This is a genomic window from Polaribacter sp. (assembly GCF_965660385.1).
Taxonomy (GTDB): domain Bacteria; phylum Bacteroidota; class Bacteroidia; order Flavobacteriales; family Flavobacteriaceae; genus Polaribacter.
Window position 1 is genome coordinate 25,152 of sequence record NZ_CBFHZT010000021.1, and the last position, 19,455, is coordinate 44,606.

Annotated in this window: 17 protein-coding genes; 15 read left to right on the top strand and 2 right to left on the bottom strand. The window is 29.8% G+C overall.

Annotated features, from left to right (window positions below):
- Positions 1-26: 26 nt before the first annotated feature.
- Both ACTG3V_RS08245 and ACTG3V_RS08250 read right to left on the bottom strand, forming a co-directional pair.
- Positions 27-2,069 carry an LruC domain-containing protein gene (locus ACTG3V_RS08245; protein WP_439131682.1) on the bottom strand — a complete coding sequence of 681 codons (2,043 nt, stop codon included), beginning with the start codon at positions 2,067-2,069 and terminating at the stop codon, positions 27-29.
- A gap of 266 nt (positions 2,070-2,335) precedes the next feature.
- Positions 2,336-2,731 (bottom strand): response regulator, encoded by a 396-nt coding sequence (locus ACTG3V_RS08250; protein WP_439131683.1) that lies wholly within the window; start codon positions 2,729-2,731, stop codon positions 2,336-2,338.
- Positions 2,732-3,262: 531 nt separating this feature from the next.
- On the opposite strand from ACTG3V_RS08250, the gene ACTG3V_RS08255 reads away from it, so the two are divergent.
- The 15 genes from ACTG3V_RS08255 to ACTG3V_RS08325 all read left to right on the top strand — a co-directional run bounded on the left by ACTG3V_RS08255 (position 3,263) and on the right by ACTG3V_RS08325 (position 19,455).
- Positions 3,263-3,640 (top strand): Hpt domain-containing protein, encoded by a 378-nt coding sequence (locus ACTG3V_RS08255; RefSeq protein ID WP_439131684.1) that lies wholly within the window; start codon positions 3,263-3,265, stop codon positions 3,638-3,640.
- 2 nt (positions 3,641-3,642) lie between these two features.
- Entirely contained in the window at positions 3,643-4,029 is a 387-nt protein-coding gene (locus ACTG3V_RS08260) for a response regulator (RefSeq protein WP_439131685.1), read from the top strand.
- Between the two features lie 36 nt (positions 4,030-4,065).
- The gene (locus ACTG3V_RS08265; RefSeq protein WP_439131686.1) at positions 4,066-5,265 is read left to right on the top strand and encodes a sugar transferase; all 1,200 of its coding nucleotides are present in this window, start codon (positions 4,066-4,068) and stop codon (positions 5,263-5,265) included.
- A gap of 18 nt (positions 5,266-5,283) precedes the next feature.
- A complete protein-coding gene (locus tag ACTG3V_RS08270; RefSeq protein ID WP_439131687.1) occupies positions 5,284-6,030 on the top strand; it encodes a TolC family protein in 747 nt (248 codons plus the stop codon).
- A 10-nt stretch (positions 6,031-6,040) separates the two neighbouring features.
- On the top strand, positions 6,041-8,422 hold the full coding sequence (locus ACTG3V_RS08275; protein ID WP_439131688.1) for a GumC family protein: 2,382 nt from the start codon (positions 6,041-6,043) through the stop codon (positions 8,420-8,422).
- 10 nt (positions 8,423-8,432) lie between these two features.
- Positions 8,433-9,791, top strand: a complete 1,359-nt coding sequence (locus tag ACTG3V_RS08280; RefSeq protein ID WP_439131689.1) for a lipopolysaccharide biosynthesis protein — start codon at positions 8,433-8,435, stop codon at positions 9,789-9,791.
- Between the two features lie 72 nt (positions 9,792-9,863).
- Positions 9,864-11,300, top strand: coding sequence for an O-antigen ligase family protein (locus ACTG3V_RS08285; protein ID WP_439131690.1), 1,437 nt, complete (start codon positions 9,864-9,866; stop codon positions 11,298-11,300).
- Positions 11,301-11,368: 68 nt separating this feature from the next.
- Positions 11,369-12,313, top strand: coding sequence for a phosphoribosyltransferase (locus tag ACTG3V_RS08290; protein ID WP_439131691.1), 945 nt, complete (start codon positions 11,369-11,371; stop codon positions 12,311-12,313).
- Positions 12,314-12,359: 46 nt separating this feature from the next.
- On the top strand, positions 12,360-13,565 hold the full coding sequence (locus ACTG3V_RS08295) for a glycosyltransferase (RefSeq protein WP_439131692.1): 1,206 nt from the start codon (positions 12,360-12,362) through the stop codon (positions 13,563-13,565).
- 25 nt (positions 13,566-13,590) lie between these two features.
- The gene (locus ACTG3V_RS08300; protein ID WP_439131693.1) at positions 13,591-14,664 is read left to right on the top strand and encodes an acyltransferase family protein; all 1,074 of its coding nucleotides are present in this window, start codon (positions 13,591-13,593) and stop codon (positions 14,662-14,664) included.
- An 11-nt stretch (positions 14,665-14,675) separates the two neighbouring features.
- On the top strand, positions 14,676-15,836 hold the full coding sequence (locus ACTG3V_RS08305; protein WP_439131694.1) for a glycosyltransferase family 4 protein: 1,161 nt from the start codon (positions 14,676-14,678) through the stop codon (positions 15,834-15,836).
- Between the two features lie 4 nt (positions 15,837-15,840).
- Positions 15,841-17,055, top strand: coding sequence for a glycosyltransferase (locus ACTG3V_RS08310; protein ID WP_439131695.1), 1,215 nt, complete (start codon positions 15,841-15,843; stop codon positions 17,053-17,055).
- Positions 17,046-17,663 (top strand): acyltransferase, encoded by a 618-nt coding sequence (locus tag ACTG3V_RS08315; RefSeq protein WP_439131696.1) that lies wholly within the window; start codon positions 17,046-17,048, stop codon positions 17,661-17,663. Before ACTG3V_RS08310 ends, ACTG3V_RS08315 begins: the two co-directional genes overlap by 10 nt.
- Position 17,664: 1 nt before the next feature.
- The gene (locus ACTG3V_RS08320) at positions 17,665-18,855 is read left to right on the top strand and encodes a glycosyltransferase family 2 protein (RefSeq protein ID WP_439131697.1); all 1,191 of its coding nucleotides are present in this window, start codon (positions 17,665-17,667) and stop codon (positions 18,853-18,855) included.
- Between the two features lie 33 nt (positions 18,856-18,888).
- Positions 18,889-19,455 (top strand): gluconate 2-dehydrogenase subunit 3 family protein, encoded by a 567-nt coding sequence (locus tag ACTG3V_RS08325; protein ID WP_439131698.1) that lies wholly within the window; start codon positions 18,889-18,891, stop codon positions 19,453-19,455.

Genomic DNA, 19,455 nt, shown 5'->3' on the forward strand with positions numbered 1-19,455 from the left:
ATTTATTTATGTTTTAAAATATACGATTATTCGCTATAAATATTACTAGAATTTCTGTAGTTAACATTATTCTTGTACCAATCTTTATATTCAAATCCATCACTTAAAACCCAACTGATAAAATTTAAGTGAGCAGTATCTATACTTGCATTTTCAATAGGATATTCAAATTTACTTGGAAAATTAATCGCCCAAGGTAAATTATCTACTGTTTTATAATATTTACCACTGTTTGGTTTGGTATCGTCAGCAGCATCACCAAATATAGAAGTATCTGCCAAATCACTTGGTTTATAATTTGCTAAGTGCACTTCTTTACCTCTTTCTTTATTAATAATAATAAATGGATTATATGGTGCTACCCCAAAAGCATCTTGGTTTACAGGTGTTGTTAGTTTAATATTTACCTTTAACGTGTCTGCTTGTTGAAATATTTGATCTTGTCTAGTATTCGCAAAGCCATGTTTTTTGGCATTATCAAACACAATTATGGTGGCATCACTTTGGTTGGCTTCTGTTCCATTGGCATTGTTTTGTATGTAACCCTCTGTGTATTCTGTTCCAGTAACAGATTCAACTAAAGAAGGATTTATACCATCTATTGTAAATCCAAAACCATTTTCATAATTGGCACCAATAGCTCTTACAATAAATTTACCCTCTAAAGCAACTACGTTATTGTCTGCGTTTGTAATTCTATTAAAATTATAATCTATAATTAGGTCGTTAAAGTCATAATCTCCAGTTGATGGCCATAAATCTTCATAAGCTAAAGAACCAAAGTTGGTGCTATTAGGGTAATAATTATTGAATGCACGCTCAGGATCTTCTGGATAATCATCAAAACTATCAAAGACTCCATCATCATCTGTGTCAACTGGATCAGGGTTTGAAATCTGAATATTTTCAATTTCAACATTTTCTATAGGATTTGCTGATGCATAAAAAACAGCATCGTTAAAATCATTATCACCATAAGGACGAATTAAATCTTCGAAAGCAATTAAAATAACATCCCTTTCTTTATCTAAAAGTAATACAGAATGCTGACGATGTTCGATGTTTTCTTCTGGATTTAATTCTAAATTTGAATATAATAAACCCCTACCTTCTCTAACTTCTTGAGAAGGACCATGCCAACCATCTCTCATCAATACCCAACCAACAACTGTGTTTTTTTCAAAAGTACCTAAGTATACTTTATCTCCAGAGCGTAGACCACCACCAGAATATTCGAAAGATGCATTAGGAAAGATAACTGTACATTCTGTAATATCTGCAGCAGTTTTTGGAGGAAAATCTCTATCATAAGTGTAATATGCCAGTACATTTCTATATCCAGCTCCTTCAGAAACAAAAGTAACCCAGACATCTGCTTTGTCTAAAATTACCAAATTTTGTTCGTTTACACCCGTTAAATATTCAGGGTGATATTCTGGTACAGGTCTGTTTTCTGGTAAAGCCGCATTAATATCATTTAAAAAATCTCCACTAACATAGTCTCCTTCATCCTCTAAATAATTTGGTACACCATTACCATTATATCCCCCAATATAATTGATCTTAATGTTTGCATTAAATTTTCTTTGAAGTGTATTGCTTACTTTTTTGTTTACTGTGTTGTTTTTAGAACCTGCTCTAGCTTTGTTGCTAACTTTACCACCAAATGTGTAATATACGTTACCATTTTCTATAGGCACTTTTACTTCAGGAATAAAACCAATAAAGTCTGTTTTTAAAACAACATCTGTCATATCAGCTTCAAAGTCATAATTAAAGCTTAATTCACCTTGGCTATTTGTAACGCCGTTTGTTATTTCAAATCCATTTTCATCTTCTGTGTTGGTCCAAACGCTTACTTTTACATTAGCTACAGGATTATTTGCGTTGTCTTTTGTAAAGATGCTTAGTTTTGTTTTGGTAGTATTACTCCAATCAAAGTTAGCACTTGCATTTAAATTGTTAATTGTGGTGGTTTCTGGGGTTAAATCCTCTTGAGGGAATTTATTATCACATGAATTTAAAATTAAAAGAATCATTACTAATGCAATAGAGGGAAAGGTTTTCATAATCTTATGTTTTTTTACAGTTTTTAATCTGATGGTTATTATATACAGCAAAAATAACTAATGTATGTTTCTATTTTTTAAAATAGAGATTATTGAATAATTGGTCAAGTTAAAAAGAAAGAAAGTGTTGACGAATGGTATTTAGCTAATACGTACATTGTTAATGCTCATTAAATTATATTATAGTTTCATTAAAAAAATAACAGCTTGTTATAGAATCTACCTATAAAAGCCTAGATTATTTTATTTCAAATTATTTTTATTTTCTAATTTGTATTGATGTGACTTGTAATCAAATCAATAAAAACTTCTCTATCATAAGGTTTAGAAAGGTAATAATTCATGCCCAGTTCTAAGCATTTTTCTCTTTCTTCCTCTAAAGAGTTAGCTGTTAACGCTATAATTGGTGTTGTTAATTTTAATTCTTGTCTTATAGCTTTTGTTGCTTCAAAACCATCTAAAATGGGCATTTTTAAGTCCATTAAAATTAAATCGGTGGTATTGTTTTTTAAGAAGTTTACAGCTTGTTCTCCATCAGATGCTTCATAAACGTTTACGCCTAGGTCTTCTAAAACAACATTAACTACCATTCTATTCATTATACTATCATCAACTACGAGAACATTTTTACCTTTTAAAACTGTATTGCTTTTGTTTTTCATGTGTTATTTTTCGTTAACCGCTAATTAATGGTTTGTAAAAATTCAGGAATTCAATGCAATATAGTACATTATCGAATTTATAAAAGATTCTATAAAATTTATTTTGTTTTTTATTACTCAGGGTTTTGTTTGTTTAAAAAAAAAACTATCTTTATAAAGTATTCCCTAAAAATATATAGTATGATAGTTACAACATTAAAAAAAGAGTGTATTTCCCTAATTACTTTTACACGTTTATTTAATATTATCTTGTATTAATTTTGTTGATTTTTAAAGAAAAAAATTAAACTGTAAACCGAATTTTTAATACCAATTTATGTTTTAATTTTATATGTGAAACACAGATGTTTATAGATTTGTGAACCTAGTTAAAATATTTAACTAGTATAGCATTAAAAAATTAATAAGCAATAAATATGAGTTTAGCAATTTTTAGGTTTTTAGTACAATTGTATTATTTTTAAAAGAAGTAAGTTACCTTTAAAATTTAAATACTATATTTAAGGTATCAAGAATTAAATAGTTACTATTATGAATTTACCCCCAAACGCTAACAGTTCACAAATTAAGTCTTACAATCTTCAAGATGTCGATACAATGTGTCGAGGCAATAAAGATTCAATATTTAAAATGATTGAAGTTTTTATTGATCAAATTCCAAAATTTATTGAAGAACTCAACACCGCTTTTTCAGATAATGATGTCTCAAAAATCAAGAACGAAGTTCATAAAATTAAACCAACTGTTCATTTTTTTGGAGCCTTTAATCTAAAAGAACAACTTTTGGTAATCGATGAAAAAACAGTAGACGAATTAGGTGAAATCGATTTAAAGCATACTGTTAAAAACATTAATTTATATGCCAGTGAGGTTATTAATGAGTTGAAAAACGACTATAAAATAAATTAAAAATGAAAAAAACAATATTAGTTTTAGACGATGAAGTAAGTATTTGTATGTTATTGCAAAACTTTTTATCAAAAGATTTTGAAGTTATTACAAAAAGTAATCCAATAGAAGCTTTAGAGTGGCTTGATGGCACTATACCAGATCTTATTATTTGTGATATTCAAATGCCAGAAATGGATGGTTATGGTTTTTTAACCAAAGTTCGTCAACGTGGTTTTACCAAACACACCCCTGTTGTTATGCTTTCTGGTAGGTCAGAGAGTAAAGAGCGTATAAAATGTTATAGACTTGGAGCGCAAGATTACTTAACAAAGCCATTTAACCCTGAAGAACTCGAAGAGCTTGTTAAAAAGAATTTGTACCCAATTCATTATGCAATTGAGTGGTAATCATTATTATTAAAGCTATAAATTAATCCGCATATTATGGGCGCAAAACTTAACATTTTATACATTGGTAATATTAAGAATTATTTTAGTGATGCTGATGCATACAATTGCTCAATTGTAAATCTAGAAAATAGTTTAAAAGCTACCAGATATTTAGAAGCTAATAACGATATCGATGCTATAGTATGCGATTATTATTTGCCAGGAAATACCGGTTTTTTTCTTTATAAATGGATTCGTGCGCAAAGTGAATACGATTCGATACCATTTGTTATACTTTGTAAAGAATTTAGTGCTGAAATTTATAAAACAGCCTTTAAAAAACATATCGATGATTTTTATGTACCCTCTGTAACCGATCCTAAAGATATTTTAAGTAGGTTAATTTATTTAACGGAACATAAAAAACCAAAGCCTCAAAAGGCATCTAAAAATGTAGTATCAGAAAACTATAAAATGCCATTGTCAAAACGTTTGTTTGATATTATAGTCGCTTCATCAGTACTCATTATAGCCTCTCCATTTTTGTTGTTAATTATAATAGCGATAAGACTCGAATCAAAAGGGAAAGTATACTATATCTCTAAACGTGTTGGTAGAAAAACGTTTGATTTTTATAAATTAAGATCAATGCGAACAGGTTCTGATGAATTGTTAAAGAAATTAGCAGCAGAAAAAAATCAATACAAAAAAGAAGAAGTAAAAACAGAAAATAGTTCGTTAGATATTCCATGCCCAAAATGCAGTAAATTACCAGAAGGGGAAACATGTTCTCCTATCATGTATATTGATACACATCAAATTTGCGATTATTGGTTTAATATTCAAAAAAGAGAAGCAGCTAAAAACGATTCAACTTTTGTGAAAATTGTAGACGATCCAAGAATAACTAAAGTGGGTAAATTTATTAGAAACACTAGTATTGATGAATTACCACAGCTAATAAATGTTTTAAAAGGAGATATGTCTATAGTAGGTAACAGACCATTACCAGTTTATGAAGCAGAGGTGCTTACTGGTGATGATTTATCAAAACGATTTTTAGCCCCTCCAGGAATTACAGGTTTATGGCAAGTAGAATTAAGAGGTAAAGGAGGTAAAATGTCTGAGGAAGAAAGAATGAGGTTAGATAATCAATATGCGGAACAGTTTGAAGGTGATAATTATTCTTTTTGGTATGATATTAAGTTGATATTAAGAACTGTACCTGCATTATTTCAATCAGATACTGTATAATTAAAGAAGTATATTAGAATGAGTAAAATTTTTAAAATTGTATCTATTATAAGCTTACTAGTTTTACAATGTAGTAGCTTAAATGCTCAAGCATTTAATAGCTCAAAAGATACCTTATTAAGGAATGTTAGGTTTGAATTTCCACCTCTAGAGGTTATCATAGACTCTGTTATAAAAAACAGTGCTATGGTTAATTTCAGAAATCAACACGTAGGTGTTAAAGAGTCTACATTGGCTTCAGAACGCATATATTGGACAAGAAATTTTGGTATTCAGGCAGATACACGATATGGTAACTTAAGTAATTTTGCTACCGATAATGATGGTATTAATACCACTGCAGCATTAACTACAGCTAAACAATTTAATTATAGTGTAGGGGTTTATTTAAAGTTTCCAATATTCGATTTTTTAAATAAAAAAAATCAGGTAAAACTTGCAGAGCTAGAGGTAGAAGAAGCGAGAAGTATGGCAGAATTTCAAAAACAAGAAATTAGGCAAACCGTTATTAGACTTTATCAAGAAATGCTTTTTAAAAACAAAGTGCTTCAAATTAGGTCTAAAAGTTTGGCAGATGCTAGGGTAAACATGCAAATGGTAGAAAAAGAATTTAAAAATGGTATTGTAGCAATATCAGAATATGTAAGAATTAATAGCATGACAGCTAATATGGAGGCAGAATATGAAAAGGCAATGTCTGAATTTATTACATTAAAAAAAATGTTAGAGGATATGGCTGGCTTTGTCTTTGGTTTAACTAATTAAAATTATAAGGATGACTATTGTTGATTTTGTTCGCTTAATCTTAAAGCATATAGTACTACTAATTACAGTACCTATTTTGTTAGGCGTTTTGGTAATTTTACTTACAATGAACCCTTCTTTCGAGTATTCATCACAAACTATTTTATATACGGGTTTAGCTACAGGCTCATCTATTGAAATGGATAAAACGTTTAATTATCAAGCAACAAATACTGCGTTTGATAACTTAATCAATATCATTAATTCAAGAGAAACTCAAGAAGAGGTAGCTATTCGATTATTAGCATTGCACTTAATGTTGCCAGAAGCTAATCCGAAATATATATCTGAAGATTTATTTAAAGAATTTCAACAAAAAATACCAAAATATTTATACGACTATGTTGCTACTGGATATGAAAATAAAAACATTGAAAGCAAAATAAACGGAATTGATGAAAAGCTTTTTCCTGATCAAATCAATAGAAATAATTACGAAAAAACAGTTGAAAATTTAACTGCTTTTATGAAAAGTAGTAATGACAATTATGTTTACGAACTGCTAAATTACGACGAAGATGATCATTACTCTTTAGAGGCAATTTCTAAAATTAAAGCCCAAAGAATTAATAGTAGCGATTTAATTAAATTAAGTTACACTGTAAATGACCCTGGTATTTGCCAACAAACACTAGCTATTTATAATGGTGTTTGTATAAAAAACTACAAAAATATTAAAGAAAATAGGTCTGATGCAGTTGTTAAATATTTTGAAAATGAATTAAATAAGGCTAGAGTTGAATTAAAAAATGCTGAGGATAAGCTGCTAGAATTTAATAAAAGTTCAAACATTATTAATTATTACGAGCAAAGTAAAGCAGTTGCAGTTGTTAAAGAAGATATGGAAGTCGACTTTAAAAAAAATACTGCAGAATTAGCTGGTTTAGATGCTGGTATAAAACGACTAGAAGAAAAATTAGAACTGCAAGAAGTTATACAAGAAAAAAGTAATCTAATTTTAGACAAGAAAAAACAATTAGGAGATTTAAATTATAAACTTGCCTTAATCAAAGCTGATAACCAATCTAACAATAATACAGAAAACCTTAGATTAATAAACCAATTAGAAAATCAAACCCAGCAACTTAATGATGATATTAAAAAAGGAGTAAATGAATTATATTCTTATCAAAATTCAATAGATGGTTTACCTGTTTCTAAATTATTGCCAAATTGGATGGACAATGTAGTAGAATCAGAAAACTTAAAAGCCAAACTTAAAGTTTTACAAAAACAAAACAATGATTTTCAAAAAACTTACGCAAGTTATGCACCTGCTGGTGCTAATATGAAACGATTAGAACGTGAAATATCCGTTTCTGAACAAGGATATTTAGAAATTCTTCATGGTTTAAATTTAGCCAAACTAAAATTACAAGACAGTGAATTATCATCAGATTTAAAAACCATAGATGTACCCTATTATCCAGTTTCTCCAAATCCAACAAAAAGAGCCATCTTAATTATTGCAGCTGCATTTTTAGGAGGTATTTTAACATTAGGAATTATTTTTGTGATGGAGTATTTTGATGATTCTTTAAAAAATTCTCAAAGTGCTAGTAAAAAAACTGGTTTTACCTCTTTAGGTATGGTACCTAAAATAATTTTAGATCCAGGTAGTTTTAATTTAAAATTTATTAAAAATCGATTAATAGAAATTATAACTCAAAATATATTTCAATTTTTTGGTTTTCAAGAGGATACAAAAAAAACTAAAATTATAGTTGTATTTAGTACGCAAAGATTAGAAGGTAAAACAGTTACAGCAGGTAATATTGCAAAAACGTTTAAAAAAGAGGGCAAAAAAGTATTGTTACTTAATTACAAGAAAAGAAAAGAAGAAATTAAACAAAAAGGAAAATCACCAATTTTAAATAAAATTTTGGGGTATCCAGACCCTCGAATTGATGTTGATAATCCTTTTTTAGCAGATGTTTCTACGTATTTATCTCCATCTGAATATGATTATTATGATTTAAATAACGATTTTTATAACGCTAAAAGTCATACTGATATTTTTGAGTCTAATAATATCACTTTAAATAATAGTTTAGACTATATTATTATAGAAATACCTGCAATTATTTATTCTAATTACCCTACTGAGTTATTGTTTAACGCAGATTTAAACATTCTAGTTTGCAGAGCTAACAGAGCATGGGCTGATGCAGATGAATCTGCAATTCGAAATTTAAGAGATGTTTGTGGTTCAAAACTCAATATAATTGTTAACGGTGTTAATATAAATGAAGTAGAATCTATGCTAGGCGATTTGCCAAAAAAACGATCAAAATTCAGACAAAAAATTAAAGCAATATTTAAGTTTCAATTCTTTTCAAAATCTCAAATTTGATAATTGGCCAATGAATATCCTAAAAAAAATAGTGAAAGAAGATAATTTTCTATCTCTAGCAGGTAACGTTGTTATTGCGCTTTTAGGTATAAGTGGCTTTGCTTTACTAGCAAGAAGTTTATCAATTGATGTTTTTGGAGAATGGGTGTTATTTATCACTGGTGGCTCTTTCGTAGAAATGTTTCGATTTGGTATTACAAACACAGGATTAATTCGTTTTTTATCTGGTGCAGACCAAGCTTCAAGAAACAAACTTATAGGTTCTAATGCCCTAATTGGTTTAGGTGCAACAATAGGTATTGCAGCAATTTTATTGTTTTGTAATACCGTATTTAAAGATACGATTAGTAATTCTGGATATCATTTATTTTTTAAATGGTATCCACTATTAGCCTTTTTAAATCTTCCTTGGAATAATGCTTTGGTAGTTTTACAAGCAGACAGAAAATACGGAAAAATATTAATCGTAAAATCTATAAATAGTGGGTTGTTTTTTTTAACAATTGCTTTCAATTACTTTTATTTTGAAATGTCCTTAAATGAATTGGTAATTGCTTTACTAATCATCAATGCATTTACATCTTTTATCACAATAATTTTAGGGTGGGATGGTACTAAATTCATTACCAAAGCAACTTCAGCTACAAATAAAACCTTGTTAGATTTTGGTAAGTATACCACTTTTACATTAATAGGTAGTAATTTGTTAAGAAGTGCAGATACTTTAATTTTAAGTTTAAGTCCTTTAGGAAACGAGGCAGTAGCCCTATACAGTATACCTTTAAAGTTAACAGAATTACAGCAAATTCCATTACGTAGTTTTGTAGCAACTGCATTTCCAAAAATGTCTAAAGCAAGTGTACAGGGTAAAGTAAATGAGGTTAAAGATTTGTTCTACACCTACTCAGGTGCTTTAACCTATCTTTTTGTAATAATGAGTATAGGTACGTTTGTTTTTGCCGAATTTTTAGTGTTGATTTTATCAGGAGAGCAGTATTTAATAGTAGACCCAGTTACTGGTTTTAACGTAGTAAATATTGTAAGAGTCTTTTCTATTTATGGTCTTTTATTACCAATTGATAGAATGACAGGTATAGGATTAGATAGTATCAATAAACCCAATATCAATGCCATTAAAGTATTTGTAATGGTGGCAGCAAATGTTATTGGTGATTTTATAGCCATTTTTATTTTTGAATCATTAATACTTGTAGCAGTAGCCTCCATAATTTTTACTTTGGTAGGTATTTGGATGGGTATGTACTTTTTAAATAAAGAGCTGTCTTTATCTTATAAGGAAATTTTTGTTAGTGGAATTGATTTTTACAAAAACTTAAAAAATAAAATATTAAAAAATCGATTTGCCTAATTGTAGACCTATTAATTAAATATACTAAATATATTGAATATAAATAATAGAAATATAAACCCTTTTGAAAAAATGTCAGGTTCTGCTGCCTTAGCAAATCCTAAGGTAATTGTATTATTTTTTGCTGGTATTCTATTCGTTGCTTTAGTACTAGCAAAACTCAAATTGGTGGGTGTTGGTATTTTTTTAGCACTTGTATTTGGTGCTGTATATTTAAATCTATTATTTAAAAATCCGGTTTTAGGCTTTTACACTGCAATTGGGCTAAACTTTGTAATACTTGGCATTGGTAGATATATCAAAGGATTACCACTAGGTTTTGCTGTTGATGGTATTATGATTACTACATTTTTAGCGCTTATTTTTTCTAGATTTAAAGAGCGGGTAGATTGGTCTCCAGCTAATAAAACAATTACAACTTTAGCAGGGATATGGTTGTTATATTGTATTTTTCAAATAGTAAACCCTGAAGCTAGAATGATAGAGCCTTGGATTGCAGGTAGAGGAGTAGGTTTTTATTTCTTTTTCTTTGTGATTTTAACTTTTATGTTAATTGATACCAATAAAAAGCTAGATACATTTTTATATGTATGGGGTGTTTTTTCAATTCTTGCTACTTTAAAAGGCTTTGGGCAAATGGTTTTTGGGGTTGATTATGCAGAAAAAGCTTGGTTAGATAATGGTGGGGCTGAAACCCATGTGCTTTTTGGTAAACTTAGGGTTTTTTCTTTCTTTAGTGATGCAGGGCAATTTGGTGGAAATCAAGGTTATGCAGGAGTTGTGTTTCTTATTTATTCAATGGCTAAAAAAGGAATTCCTAAAATATTTTTTATCACTGTAGGGCTTTTAGGGTTTTACGGAATGATGATTTCTGGTACAAGAGGTTCAATCGCTGTGCCATTTGCAGGATTGATGACATTTTTTGTCCTCAGAAAAAACATAAAAGTCTTGAGTGCAGGTGTAATTTTTGTAGCGCTTATTTTCGTGTTTTTTAAATATACCACCATTGGAAATGGAAACTACCAAATAAGAAGAATGCGTGGCGCATTCGATCCTAATAATAAGTCACTTCAAGTAAGGTTAGATAATCAAAAAATCTTAAAAGCTTATTTAGCTTCAAGGCCTTTTGGTGGAGGTATTGGTCATGCAGGAGACAAAGCACAACGTTTTTTGCCTCACGCATTTTTGTCAAATGTAGCAACAGATAGTTGGTATGTAATGATTTGGGCTGAGTTGGGTGTAATTGGTTTAACATATCACTTATTTGTTTTATTTTTTGTGTTGGGTACTGCTTCTTATAAAGTAATGTTTCGAATTAGAGATCCAATAACAAAAATAAAAATGAGTGCCTTAATTTCAGGAATGGCAGGTATAATGTTAGCTTCTTATGGTAATGCTATTTTAGGGGGTATGCCAACAGCATTGTTGTTTTATGCTTCAATGGCAATTATGTCTACACCAGAAACTTTTGAAAAAGAAAGAATAGAAACCGAATTAAGTACAACATAATAAACATTAAGATTTCTAAAAATCTTTAATTAAAATATCAACTATAAAAACCTCTTAAATTATATATTATGAATTACAGAAATATAAAGGATTTAAACAATATTATACTTAAAAGATTAAGTATTATTCCACGTGATTTCGATTTAATAGTAGGTGTGCCAAGAAGTGGTATGTTACCTGCCAACCTTTTATCACTTTATTTAAATAGGCCTTATACAGATATTGATTCTTTTTTGAATGGTCATATATACAAAGCAGGAGCAAGAAGTCAGTTTTTTGAAGCAGGTGGCGAACATAAAAAAGTTTTAGTGGTTGATGATAGTATTGCTTCTGGCTCTGCAATGATAGAGTGTAAAGAAAAATTAAAACATCTCGAAGATAAATTCGATTTAAAGTATTGTGCCATTTTTATCATTCCTGGAAAAGAAAAAATGGTCGATTATTTTTTTGAAATAGTGCCTTTACCTCGTTATTTTCAATGGAATATTTTAAACCATACAACATTAGAAAAAGCGTGTTTTGATATTGATGGTGTTCTTTGTGAAGATCCATCACCAGAACAAAACGATGATGGTGAAAAATATATCGACTTTATTTTAAACGCACCTCCTTTATTTATACCTGGAGCTAAAATTGGTACGATTGTAACTTCTCGTTTAGAAAAGTATCGAAAAGAAACAGAAACTTGGCTTGCAGCGCAAAATATAAAATACAACGATTTAATCATGTTAGATTTACCAGATATGGCTGCAAGACAAAAGGCAAACAATCATGGAGATCATAAAGCAAAAGCCTACATGTCTAAACCTTATGTGTTGTTTATAGAAAGTGAATTGAATCAGGCCTTAGAAATTAATAGGATATCAAAAAAACCAGTTTTGTGTACGGCTAATTTTGAAATGATATTTGAATCAGAATCTTTTATGTACAATCTTAAAAGTGGTAAGCATTTGCCTTTTTTAAGAGAATTTGGTTTAAAAGTGCGTAATAAGCTAAGAAAACTGAAAAAATAAACGAGTACAATTCTTTATTTTTCTCATCAACCAATTACTATTTACTATGTTAGTATTCAATATTATACAAATTATTCTACTAGTTGTTTTAGGACTAGCAACTTTATATATTTTTATTTTTTCTGTGGCAAGTCTTTTTTACAGGCAAAAAACATATTCTGATAATGGAAATATAAAAAAAATGGCAGTTTTAGTGCCTGGTTACAAAGAAGATGGAGTAATAGTAGAAGTGGCAAACTTAGCATTACAACAAGATTATCCATCAGATTTATATGATGTTGTTATCATTGCAGATTCTTTTCAAGAACAAACGTTGGCAACGTTAAAAACATTACCAATAAAGTTGATTGAAGTAAGTTTTGAGAAAAGTACTAAGTCAAAAGCGTTAAATAAAGCTATGGCTACTCTTGATGCTGACTATGATATTGCTGTGGTTTTAGATGCTGATAATGTGATGGCTTCCGATTTTTTAAAGAAAATTAATGCAGTTTTTGAACAAGATTTTATTGCAGTTCAAGGTCATAGAACAGCAAAAAATGTAAATAATTCTTGGGCTGTTTTAGATGCAATTAGCGAAGAAATTAACAATAATATTTTTAGAAAAGGACATAGGGTATTAGGGCTTTCATCTGCAATAATCGGTTCTGGTATGGCATTTAGATATCAATATTTTAAAGATTTGATGGCTACAGTTACGGCTATTGGTGGTTTTGATAAAGAAATTGAACTAAAAATGCTAAAAGAAGGTCGTAAAATTATGTATTTAAATGATGCTATTGTTTATGACGAAAAAATACAAAAATCAGAAGTGTTTGGTAATCAAAGACGTAGATGGTTATCTGCACAATTCCATTATTTCAGAAAAGATATTTTATCAGCCATTAAACATTTAATTATTAAAGGAAATGTAGATTATTTTGATAAAGCCATTCAATTTGTACAACCGCCAAGAATCTTGTTATTAGGAGCAGTGAAAATATTTACTATTGGCTTTGTGATAGCAAACTATTTTTTAGAAAACGAAATCATTTACTCAAAATATTGGATTATTTTGGCAGTAACTTGCATACTTTCATTTATTTTTTCTGTACCAAGATCTTTTTACAACTTAAAAACCTTAAGCGCTTTGGCAAGTTTACCAAAAGGCATGTTTATGATGTTGTTATCATTATTAAAAATAAAAGGAGCTAATAAAACATTTATTCACACGCAACACACTTCTAGCTCAGAAGAAATACAAGAAAAAAAATAAGAGCAAAAAGTTTTAAAATCCCCTAATGAAAAATAATAAGCTAGCAAAATTAGAGGCCATTCGTGGATTTTCCGCGCTTTATGTGGTGTTTTTTCATATGCTACCACAAAAAATATATGTTTTCGGAATTAACATCGGATTTTTATTTCGATTTGGTTCTGAGGCAGTAATTATGTTTTTGATTTTAAGCGGATTTGTAATAAAATATACTTGGGAAAAAAACTCGAATAAGACATTTAAGACCTATTTTTTAAAAAGGTTTGTTCGTATTTATGTTCCACTTTTATTTATATTTATTTTGGCTTATGTGATAAAATGTTTTGCAGAAGGTGGCCTTGCAAATCCTGATGTAAAAACTCTCTTGGGAAATTTGTTGATGCTTCAAGATGTAATTTCATTAAAACCAAATGTAATTTCAGCTACTTATATGGGTAATGGGGTACTTTGGTCTTTGTCTTATGAATGGTGGTTTTATATGTTGTTTTTTCTGTTGTCAAGTCGTGTAAAATCAACAAAACTAAACAAGTATGTTAATATTATTACAGTTATTGCAACAATTTCATACCTGTTTTACCCTTTTATTTTAAACAGAATTGTAATGTATTTTGCAATTTGGTGGATAGGGGTCAGATTTGCTGAAACCTACTTAAACAATAAAACCTACACATTTTCAGCAATAAAAAACTATACCTATATTTTACTAATTATCTTGGGTCTTTTAGGACTAAATTTATACATCAATTTTGAGTATACTAAAACCTATAAGTATCCTTTAGTGGCATTTCCTTTTGTAGAATTAAGACATTTTACATTTGCCTTTATAGCGATGTTTACTGGTGTTTTATGGAATAAATTAAACTGGTTTGGTTTTGATAAATTATTTGGAATTTTTAAGTACATAGCGCCTTTTTCTTATGTAATATACATTTCTCATCATTATTTAGTAGTTGAGGCATCCTACTTAAGTTTTATCAATAACAAGATTGTTGAATATACATTATATTTTCTTTTAATGCTGCTGTTTTCGTATCTTGTAGAGGTGGTTTTTTATCCAAAAATTAAAAAAAGAATTATGAGTTATTATGCAATTAACTTTTAAAATATGGCATTATGAAAATAGGTATTGAAGCTCAAAGAATTTTCCGTAAGAAAAAACATGGTATGGATATGGTTGCTTTAGAATTGATTAAAAATCTTCAGTTGATTGATCATAAAAACGAGTATTTTATTTTTGTAAAACCAGATGAAGATAATTCTATTCTTAAGGAAACAGCCAACTTTAAAATTATTGAATTAAATGGCGGTCCATACCCAACTTGGGAGCAAATAGCCTTGCCAAAGGCAGCAAAAAAATATGGTTGCGATGTGCTACATTGTACAAGCAATACAGCACCTTTTTTTACAAATATTCCGTTAATAACTATTTTGCATGATATTATTTATATGGAAAGTAGTTATGCTAAAATACTAACGAGTAGTGCAAGTACGTATCAAAAATTTGGTAATATTTACAGAAAACTAGTAGTGCCAAGAGTTGTAAAAAAGAGCAAAAAAGTAATTACAGTTTCACATTTTGAGAAAAATAGAATTGGAGATTTTTTTGGGATAAAAGGCGATGAAAAATTAGACGCAATTTACAATGGTGTAAGCGAGCATTTTAAGCCGATAACGGATGCAAAAGAATTGAAAAGAGTAAAAGATAAATACAAATTGCCCAATCAGTTTTTCTTTTTCTTGGGTAATACAGATCCTAAAAAAAATACCAAAGGAACTTTACAAGCATTTTCAGATTTTTTAAAAGAATCAGGTACAAATCATAAATTAGTAATGTTAGATTATGATTTAACAGAGTTAACTAAACTTTTAAATGAAATTAAAAATCCTGGATTAATTGATGATATTTTACTAACGGGTTATGTTGTAAATACAGATTTGCCTGCAATTTATGCACAGTGCGACGCGTTTTTATATCCATCATTAAGAGAAAGTTTTGGTATTCCAATGTTAGAAGCTATGTCATGTAATGTGCCTGTGATAACCTCGAATACCTCTTCTATGCCAGAGGTTGCAGCAGATGCAGCGCATATCATAGATCCATTTAAACCTGAAGAAATTACACAAGGAATCGTTAAAATAATTAATGATAAAAATTATAGAGACGAACTTTGTAAAAAAGGTTTGGCTCGAAGCAAACAGTTTTCTTGGCATAATATGGCTAAAGATTATTTAAAACTGTACGCGTTAATTGATGCTGAAAATTCTAAAAATTAAAGAGATGATTAAAGGTAAAGATATTATTGTACTTGGTATACAAGCTTGGGATATTGAAATAGGAAGCAATTGTAAAAACATCGCTTCAGAATTTGCAAAAAATAATCGTGTTTTATATGTAAATCCGCCAATGACTCGAGCTGTGATGAATAGTCAAAAAGATAAGCCTAGTATTCAAACAAGAATTAGAATTAAAAATGGAGAAGAAGATGATTTGGTAAAAATTGATACTAACTTATGGAATTTATATCCTAAATCTTTGGTAGAGTCTATCAATTCGGTTCCAGTACATTTTCTATTTAAATTATTAAATAAAAGAAACGCATCTATTTATGCAAACGACATTAAGAAGGCAATTTCTAGAATGGATTTTAAAGATTTTATTCTTTTTAATGATAGTTCTATGTTTTTGGGTTTGCATTTAAAAGACTTGTTAAAACCCAAAGTGTACGCCTATTATATGCGAGATTATTTGGTAAAAGTACCATATTGGCAAAAACATGGGGAACGTATAGAACCTCAGGTAGTTCAAAAAGCAGATGTGGTGTTAACAAACTCAGCGTTTTTCGAAGATTTCTGTAGAAATTACAATCAACATAGTTATATGGTTGGCCAAGGTTGTGATGTTTCGCATTTTAGTGATGAAGATAACAACATAAAAATACCAGATGAGTTTAAAGAAATCCCATCACCAGTTATAGGATATGTTGGGTCTTTAACAAGTTTGCGATTAGATATAAAGTTGTTAGAATTTATTGCTGAACAAAGAAAAAACTGGAGTGTAGTTTTAGTTGGGCCAGAAGATGATGATTTTAAAAAATCGAATTTGCACAACATGTCTAACGTTTATTTCTTAGGTCGAAAAGATGCCTCTCAGTTACCTAATTATGTAAAAGGGTTTGATATTGCTACAAATCCGCAATTAATAAATAACCTAACTATTGGCAACTACCCAAGAAAAATTGATGAATATTTAGCAATGGGAAAACCTATTATAGCTACACAAACCAAAGCAATGCAAATGTTTAAAGAAAACGTGTATTTGGGAGAAACAAAAGAAGATTATGTAGCTTTAATAGAAAAGGCTTTATCCGAAAATTCGGAAGAACTTAAAGCGAAAAGAATAGCATTTGCAAAAAGTCATACTTGGCAAAATAACGTAAAAGCCATTTACGAATCAATTATTAAAGCAACCAAACACCATATGCAATGGGATTAAAAGAAAAAATAAAATCGAACGAACGCATCAAAAAATTGGTGCATTGGTCTATCCTTATTCCTAAACAAACAAGACCAAGATTATGGATTAAATGGTTTGTAAATCCCTTTTATCACAAAAAAGGAAAAGGAGCAATTGTAAGGCCAAGAACTAGAATGGATGTTGTACCCTGGAATAAATTTGAAATGGGTGAAGATTCGACCATTGAAGATTTTTCTGCCATAAACAACGGAGTTGGTCCTGTAATTATTGGTGATAGAACTAAAATAGGACTAAGCAATACCATTATTGGGCCAGTAACAATAGGTAATGATATCAGACTGGCTCAAAACATCACATTATCAGGATTAAATCATAACTATGAAGATGTAAGTTTACCCATTCATGTGCAAGGCGTATCAACTTCCCCTATTGTTCTCGAAGATAATTCATGGATTGGCGCAAATGTAGTTGTGGTTGCTGGTGTTACAATTGGCAAACATTGTATAGTGGCTGCTGGTAGTATCGTAACGAAAGATGTTCCTCCTTATTCTGTGGCTGTAGGTAATCCTGCTAGAGTTTTAAAACAGTATAACCACCAAACTAAAGTTTGGGAAAAAGTAAAATAATATGAAAACACTAGAAATTGTTTTTTGGGTCTTATTATTCATTATAGTCTACACTTATGTTGGCTATGGAATACTATTATATGGTATTATTAAAATCAGAAGGATTTTTAATATCGGACAAAAAAAAGCCATAGATACCACTTACGAACCCGAAGTTACCTTATTTATTGCAGCTTATAATGAAAAAGATTATGTGGAAGCTAAAATGAAAAACTCATTAGAATTGGAATATCCAAAAGAAAAATTAAACATTATTTGGGTTACTGATGGTTCTGATGATGGTACTCCAGATTTGCTACAAGGCTATCCTAATACAGCTGTGCATCATTTGGATGCAAGAAATGGTAAAATTGGCGCTATGAATCGTGGAATGGAATTCGTAAAAACACCCATTGTTATTTTTAGTGATGCCAATACAAACTTAGGCAAACAATCTATTAGACGCATTGTTAATTTGTTTAGTCATCCAAAAGTGGGTTGTGTTTCTGGAGAAAAAAGAATTGTTGATAAAGAAAGTGATGTGGCTTCTGGAGCAGGTGAGGGTTTGTATTGGAAATACGAATCTACCTTAAAAAAATGGGATGCAGAATTGTACTCAGTAGTGGGTGCTGCTGGAGAATTATTTGCGATTAGAACCGAGTTGTACAGACATGTAGAAAAAGATACCATTCTCGATGATTTTATCATTTCACTGCGTGTTGCTCAAGATGGTTACACTATTCAATATGATCCTGATGCTTATGCTATAGAAACAGCTTCTGCTAATGTGAAAGAAGAATTGAAACGTAAAATTAGAATTTCAGCAGGTGGTATTCAATCTATTGTAAGGTTACGTTCTTTATTAAATGTTTTTAAATATGGAACCTTATCATTTCAGTACATTTCACATCGTGTTTTGCGTTGGAGTTTAACACCTCTATGTTTAATTCTTTTGATTCCTGTTTTATCCATGTTAGCAGTAGATGAAGGCTTGTTTACATTGTCAATGTATCCTGTGTTTTTTTGGTTACAGGTTCTTTTTTATGCAGCTGCATTATTAGGTTGGTTTTTAGAGAATAGAGAAACAAGAATTAAATTATTATTTGTGCCTTATTACTTTTTTATTATGAATTTATCGGTTGTATTAGGCTTTTTTAGATATCTAAAAAAATCGCAATCCGTAAATTGGGAAAGATCAAAAAGAGCAGCTTAAAAATATCAATTTAGAAACAAAATAAAATCAATTATGGATAGAAGAAAAGCGATTGGAGGTATTTTAGCCATTACAGGCATAAGTTTCGCTTCTTATAAAGGGATTCGTTTTTTTTATGGAACATCGAATAGAGGAAAATTAAATGATCATAAAAGTTTAATCGCAGAATTGGTAGATGTAATTATTCCGCCCACAGATACACCTGGTGCAAAAGAAGCAAATGTGCAAGATTATATCATCGATTTTATGGAAGCTTGTTCATCAAATAAAGAGTTTAATACTTTTTTTAATGGATTAAGCGATTTGCAAGAAACTACTTTAAGCGATTACGATACTACTTTTGAAAACTGTACTATAACACAAAAAACAGCATTGCTAAAAAACCTTGATACAAATAGTGATCCAAATAGTATATTGACTAAAATTGATACTAAAATAAGAGGAAGATCTTTTTTTAAAATACTTAAAACATTAACAGTAGAAGGATATTGTACTTCAGAAATTGGAGCCACACAGATGTTAGCTTATGATCGTGCTCCAGGAAAATATATAGCAATTACAACATTACAACCAAACCAAAAAGCTTGGGCAACAAGATAA

Excerpts from the sequence above, each read along its gene's own strand:
- ACTG3V_RS08245 (WP_439131682.1), bottom strand. The coding sequence starts at position 2,069 with ATGAAAACCTTTCCCTCTATTGCATTAGTAATGATTCTTTTAATTTTA.
- ACTG3V_RS08250 (WP_439131683.1), bottom strand. The coding sequence starts at position 2,731 with ATGAAAAACAAAAGCAATACAGTTTTAAAAGGTAAAAATGTTCTCGTA.
- ACTG3V_RS08255 (WP_439131684.1), top strand. The coding sequence starts at position 3,263 with ATGAATTTACCCCCAAACGCTAACAGTTCACAAATTAAGTCTTACAAT.
- ACTG3V_RS08260 (WP_439131685.1), top strand. The coding sequence starts at position 3,643 with ATGAAAAAAACAATATTAGTTTTAGACGATGAAGTAAGTATTTGTATG.
- ACTG3V_RS08265 (WP_439131686.1), top strand. The coding sequence starts at position 4,066 with ATGGGCGCAAAACTTAACATTTTATACATTGGTAATATTAAGAATTAT.
- ACTG3V_RS08270 (WP_439131687.1), top strand. The coding sequence starts at position 5,284 with ATGAGTAAAATTTTTAAAATTGTATCTATTATAAGCTTACTAGTTTTA.
- ACTG3V_RS08275 (WP_439131688.1), top strand. The coding sequence starts at position 6,041 with ATGACTATTGTTGATTTTGTTCGCTTAATCTTAAAGCATATAGTACTA.
- ACTG3V_RS08280 (WP_439131689.1), top strand. The coding sequence starts at position 8,433 with ATGAATATCCTAAAAAAAATAGTGAAAGAAGATAATTTTCTATCTCTA.
- ACTG3V_RS08285 (WP_439131690.1), top strand. The coding sequence starts at position 9,864 with ATGTCAGGTTCTGCTGCCTTAGCAAATCCTAAGGTAATTGTATTATTT.
- ACTG3V_RS08290 (WP_439131691.1), top strand. The coding sequence starts at position 11,369 with ATGAATTACAGAAATATAAAGGATTTAAACAATATTATACTTAAAAGA.
- ACTG3V_RS08295 (WP_439131692.1), top strand. The coding sequence starts at position 12,360 with ATGTTAGTATTCAATATTATACAAATTATTCTACTAGTTGTTTTAGGA.
- ACTG3V_RS08300 (WP_439131693.1), top strand. The coding sequence starts at position 13,591 with ATGAAAAATAATAAGCTAGCAAAATTAGAGGCCATTCGTGGATTTTCC.
- ACTG3V_RS08305 (WP_439131694.1), top strand. The coding sequence starts at position 14,676 with ATGAAAATAGGTATTGAAGCTCAAAGAATTTTCCGTAAGAAAAAACAT.
- ACTG3V_RS08310 (WP_439131695.1), top strand. The coding sequence starts at position 15,841 with ATGATTAAAGGTAAAGATATTATTGTACTTGGTATACAAGCTTGGGAT.
- ACTG3V_RS08315 (WP_439131696.1), top strand. The coding sequence starts at position 17,046 with ATGGGATTAAAAGAAAAAATAAAATCGAACGAACGCATCAAAAAATTG.
- ACTG3V_RS08320 (WP_439131697.1), top strand. The coding sequence starts at position 17,665 with ATGAAAACACTAGAAATTGTTTTTTGGGTCTTATTATTCATTATAGTC.
- ACTG3V_RS08325 (WP_439131698.1), top strand. The coding sequence starts at position 18,889 with ATGGATAGAAGAAAAGCGATTGGAGGTATTTTAGCCATTACAGGCATA.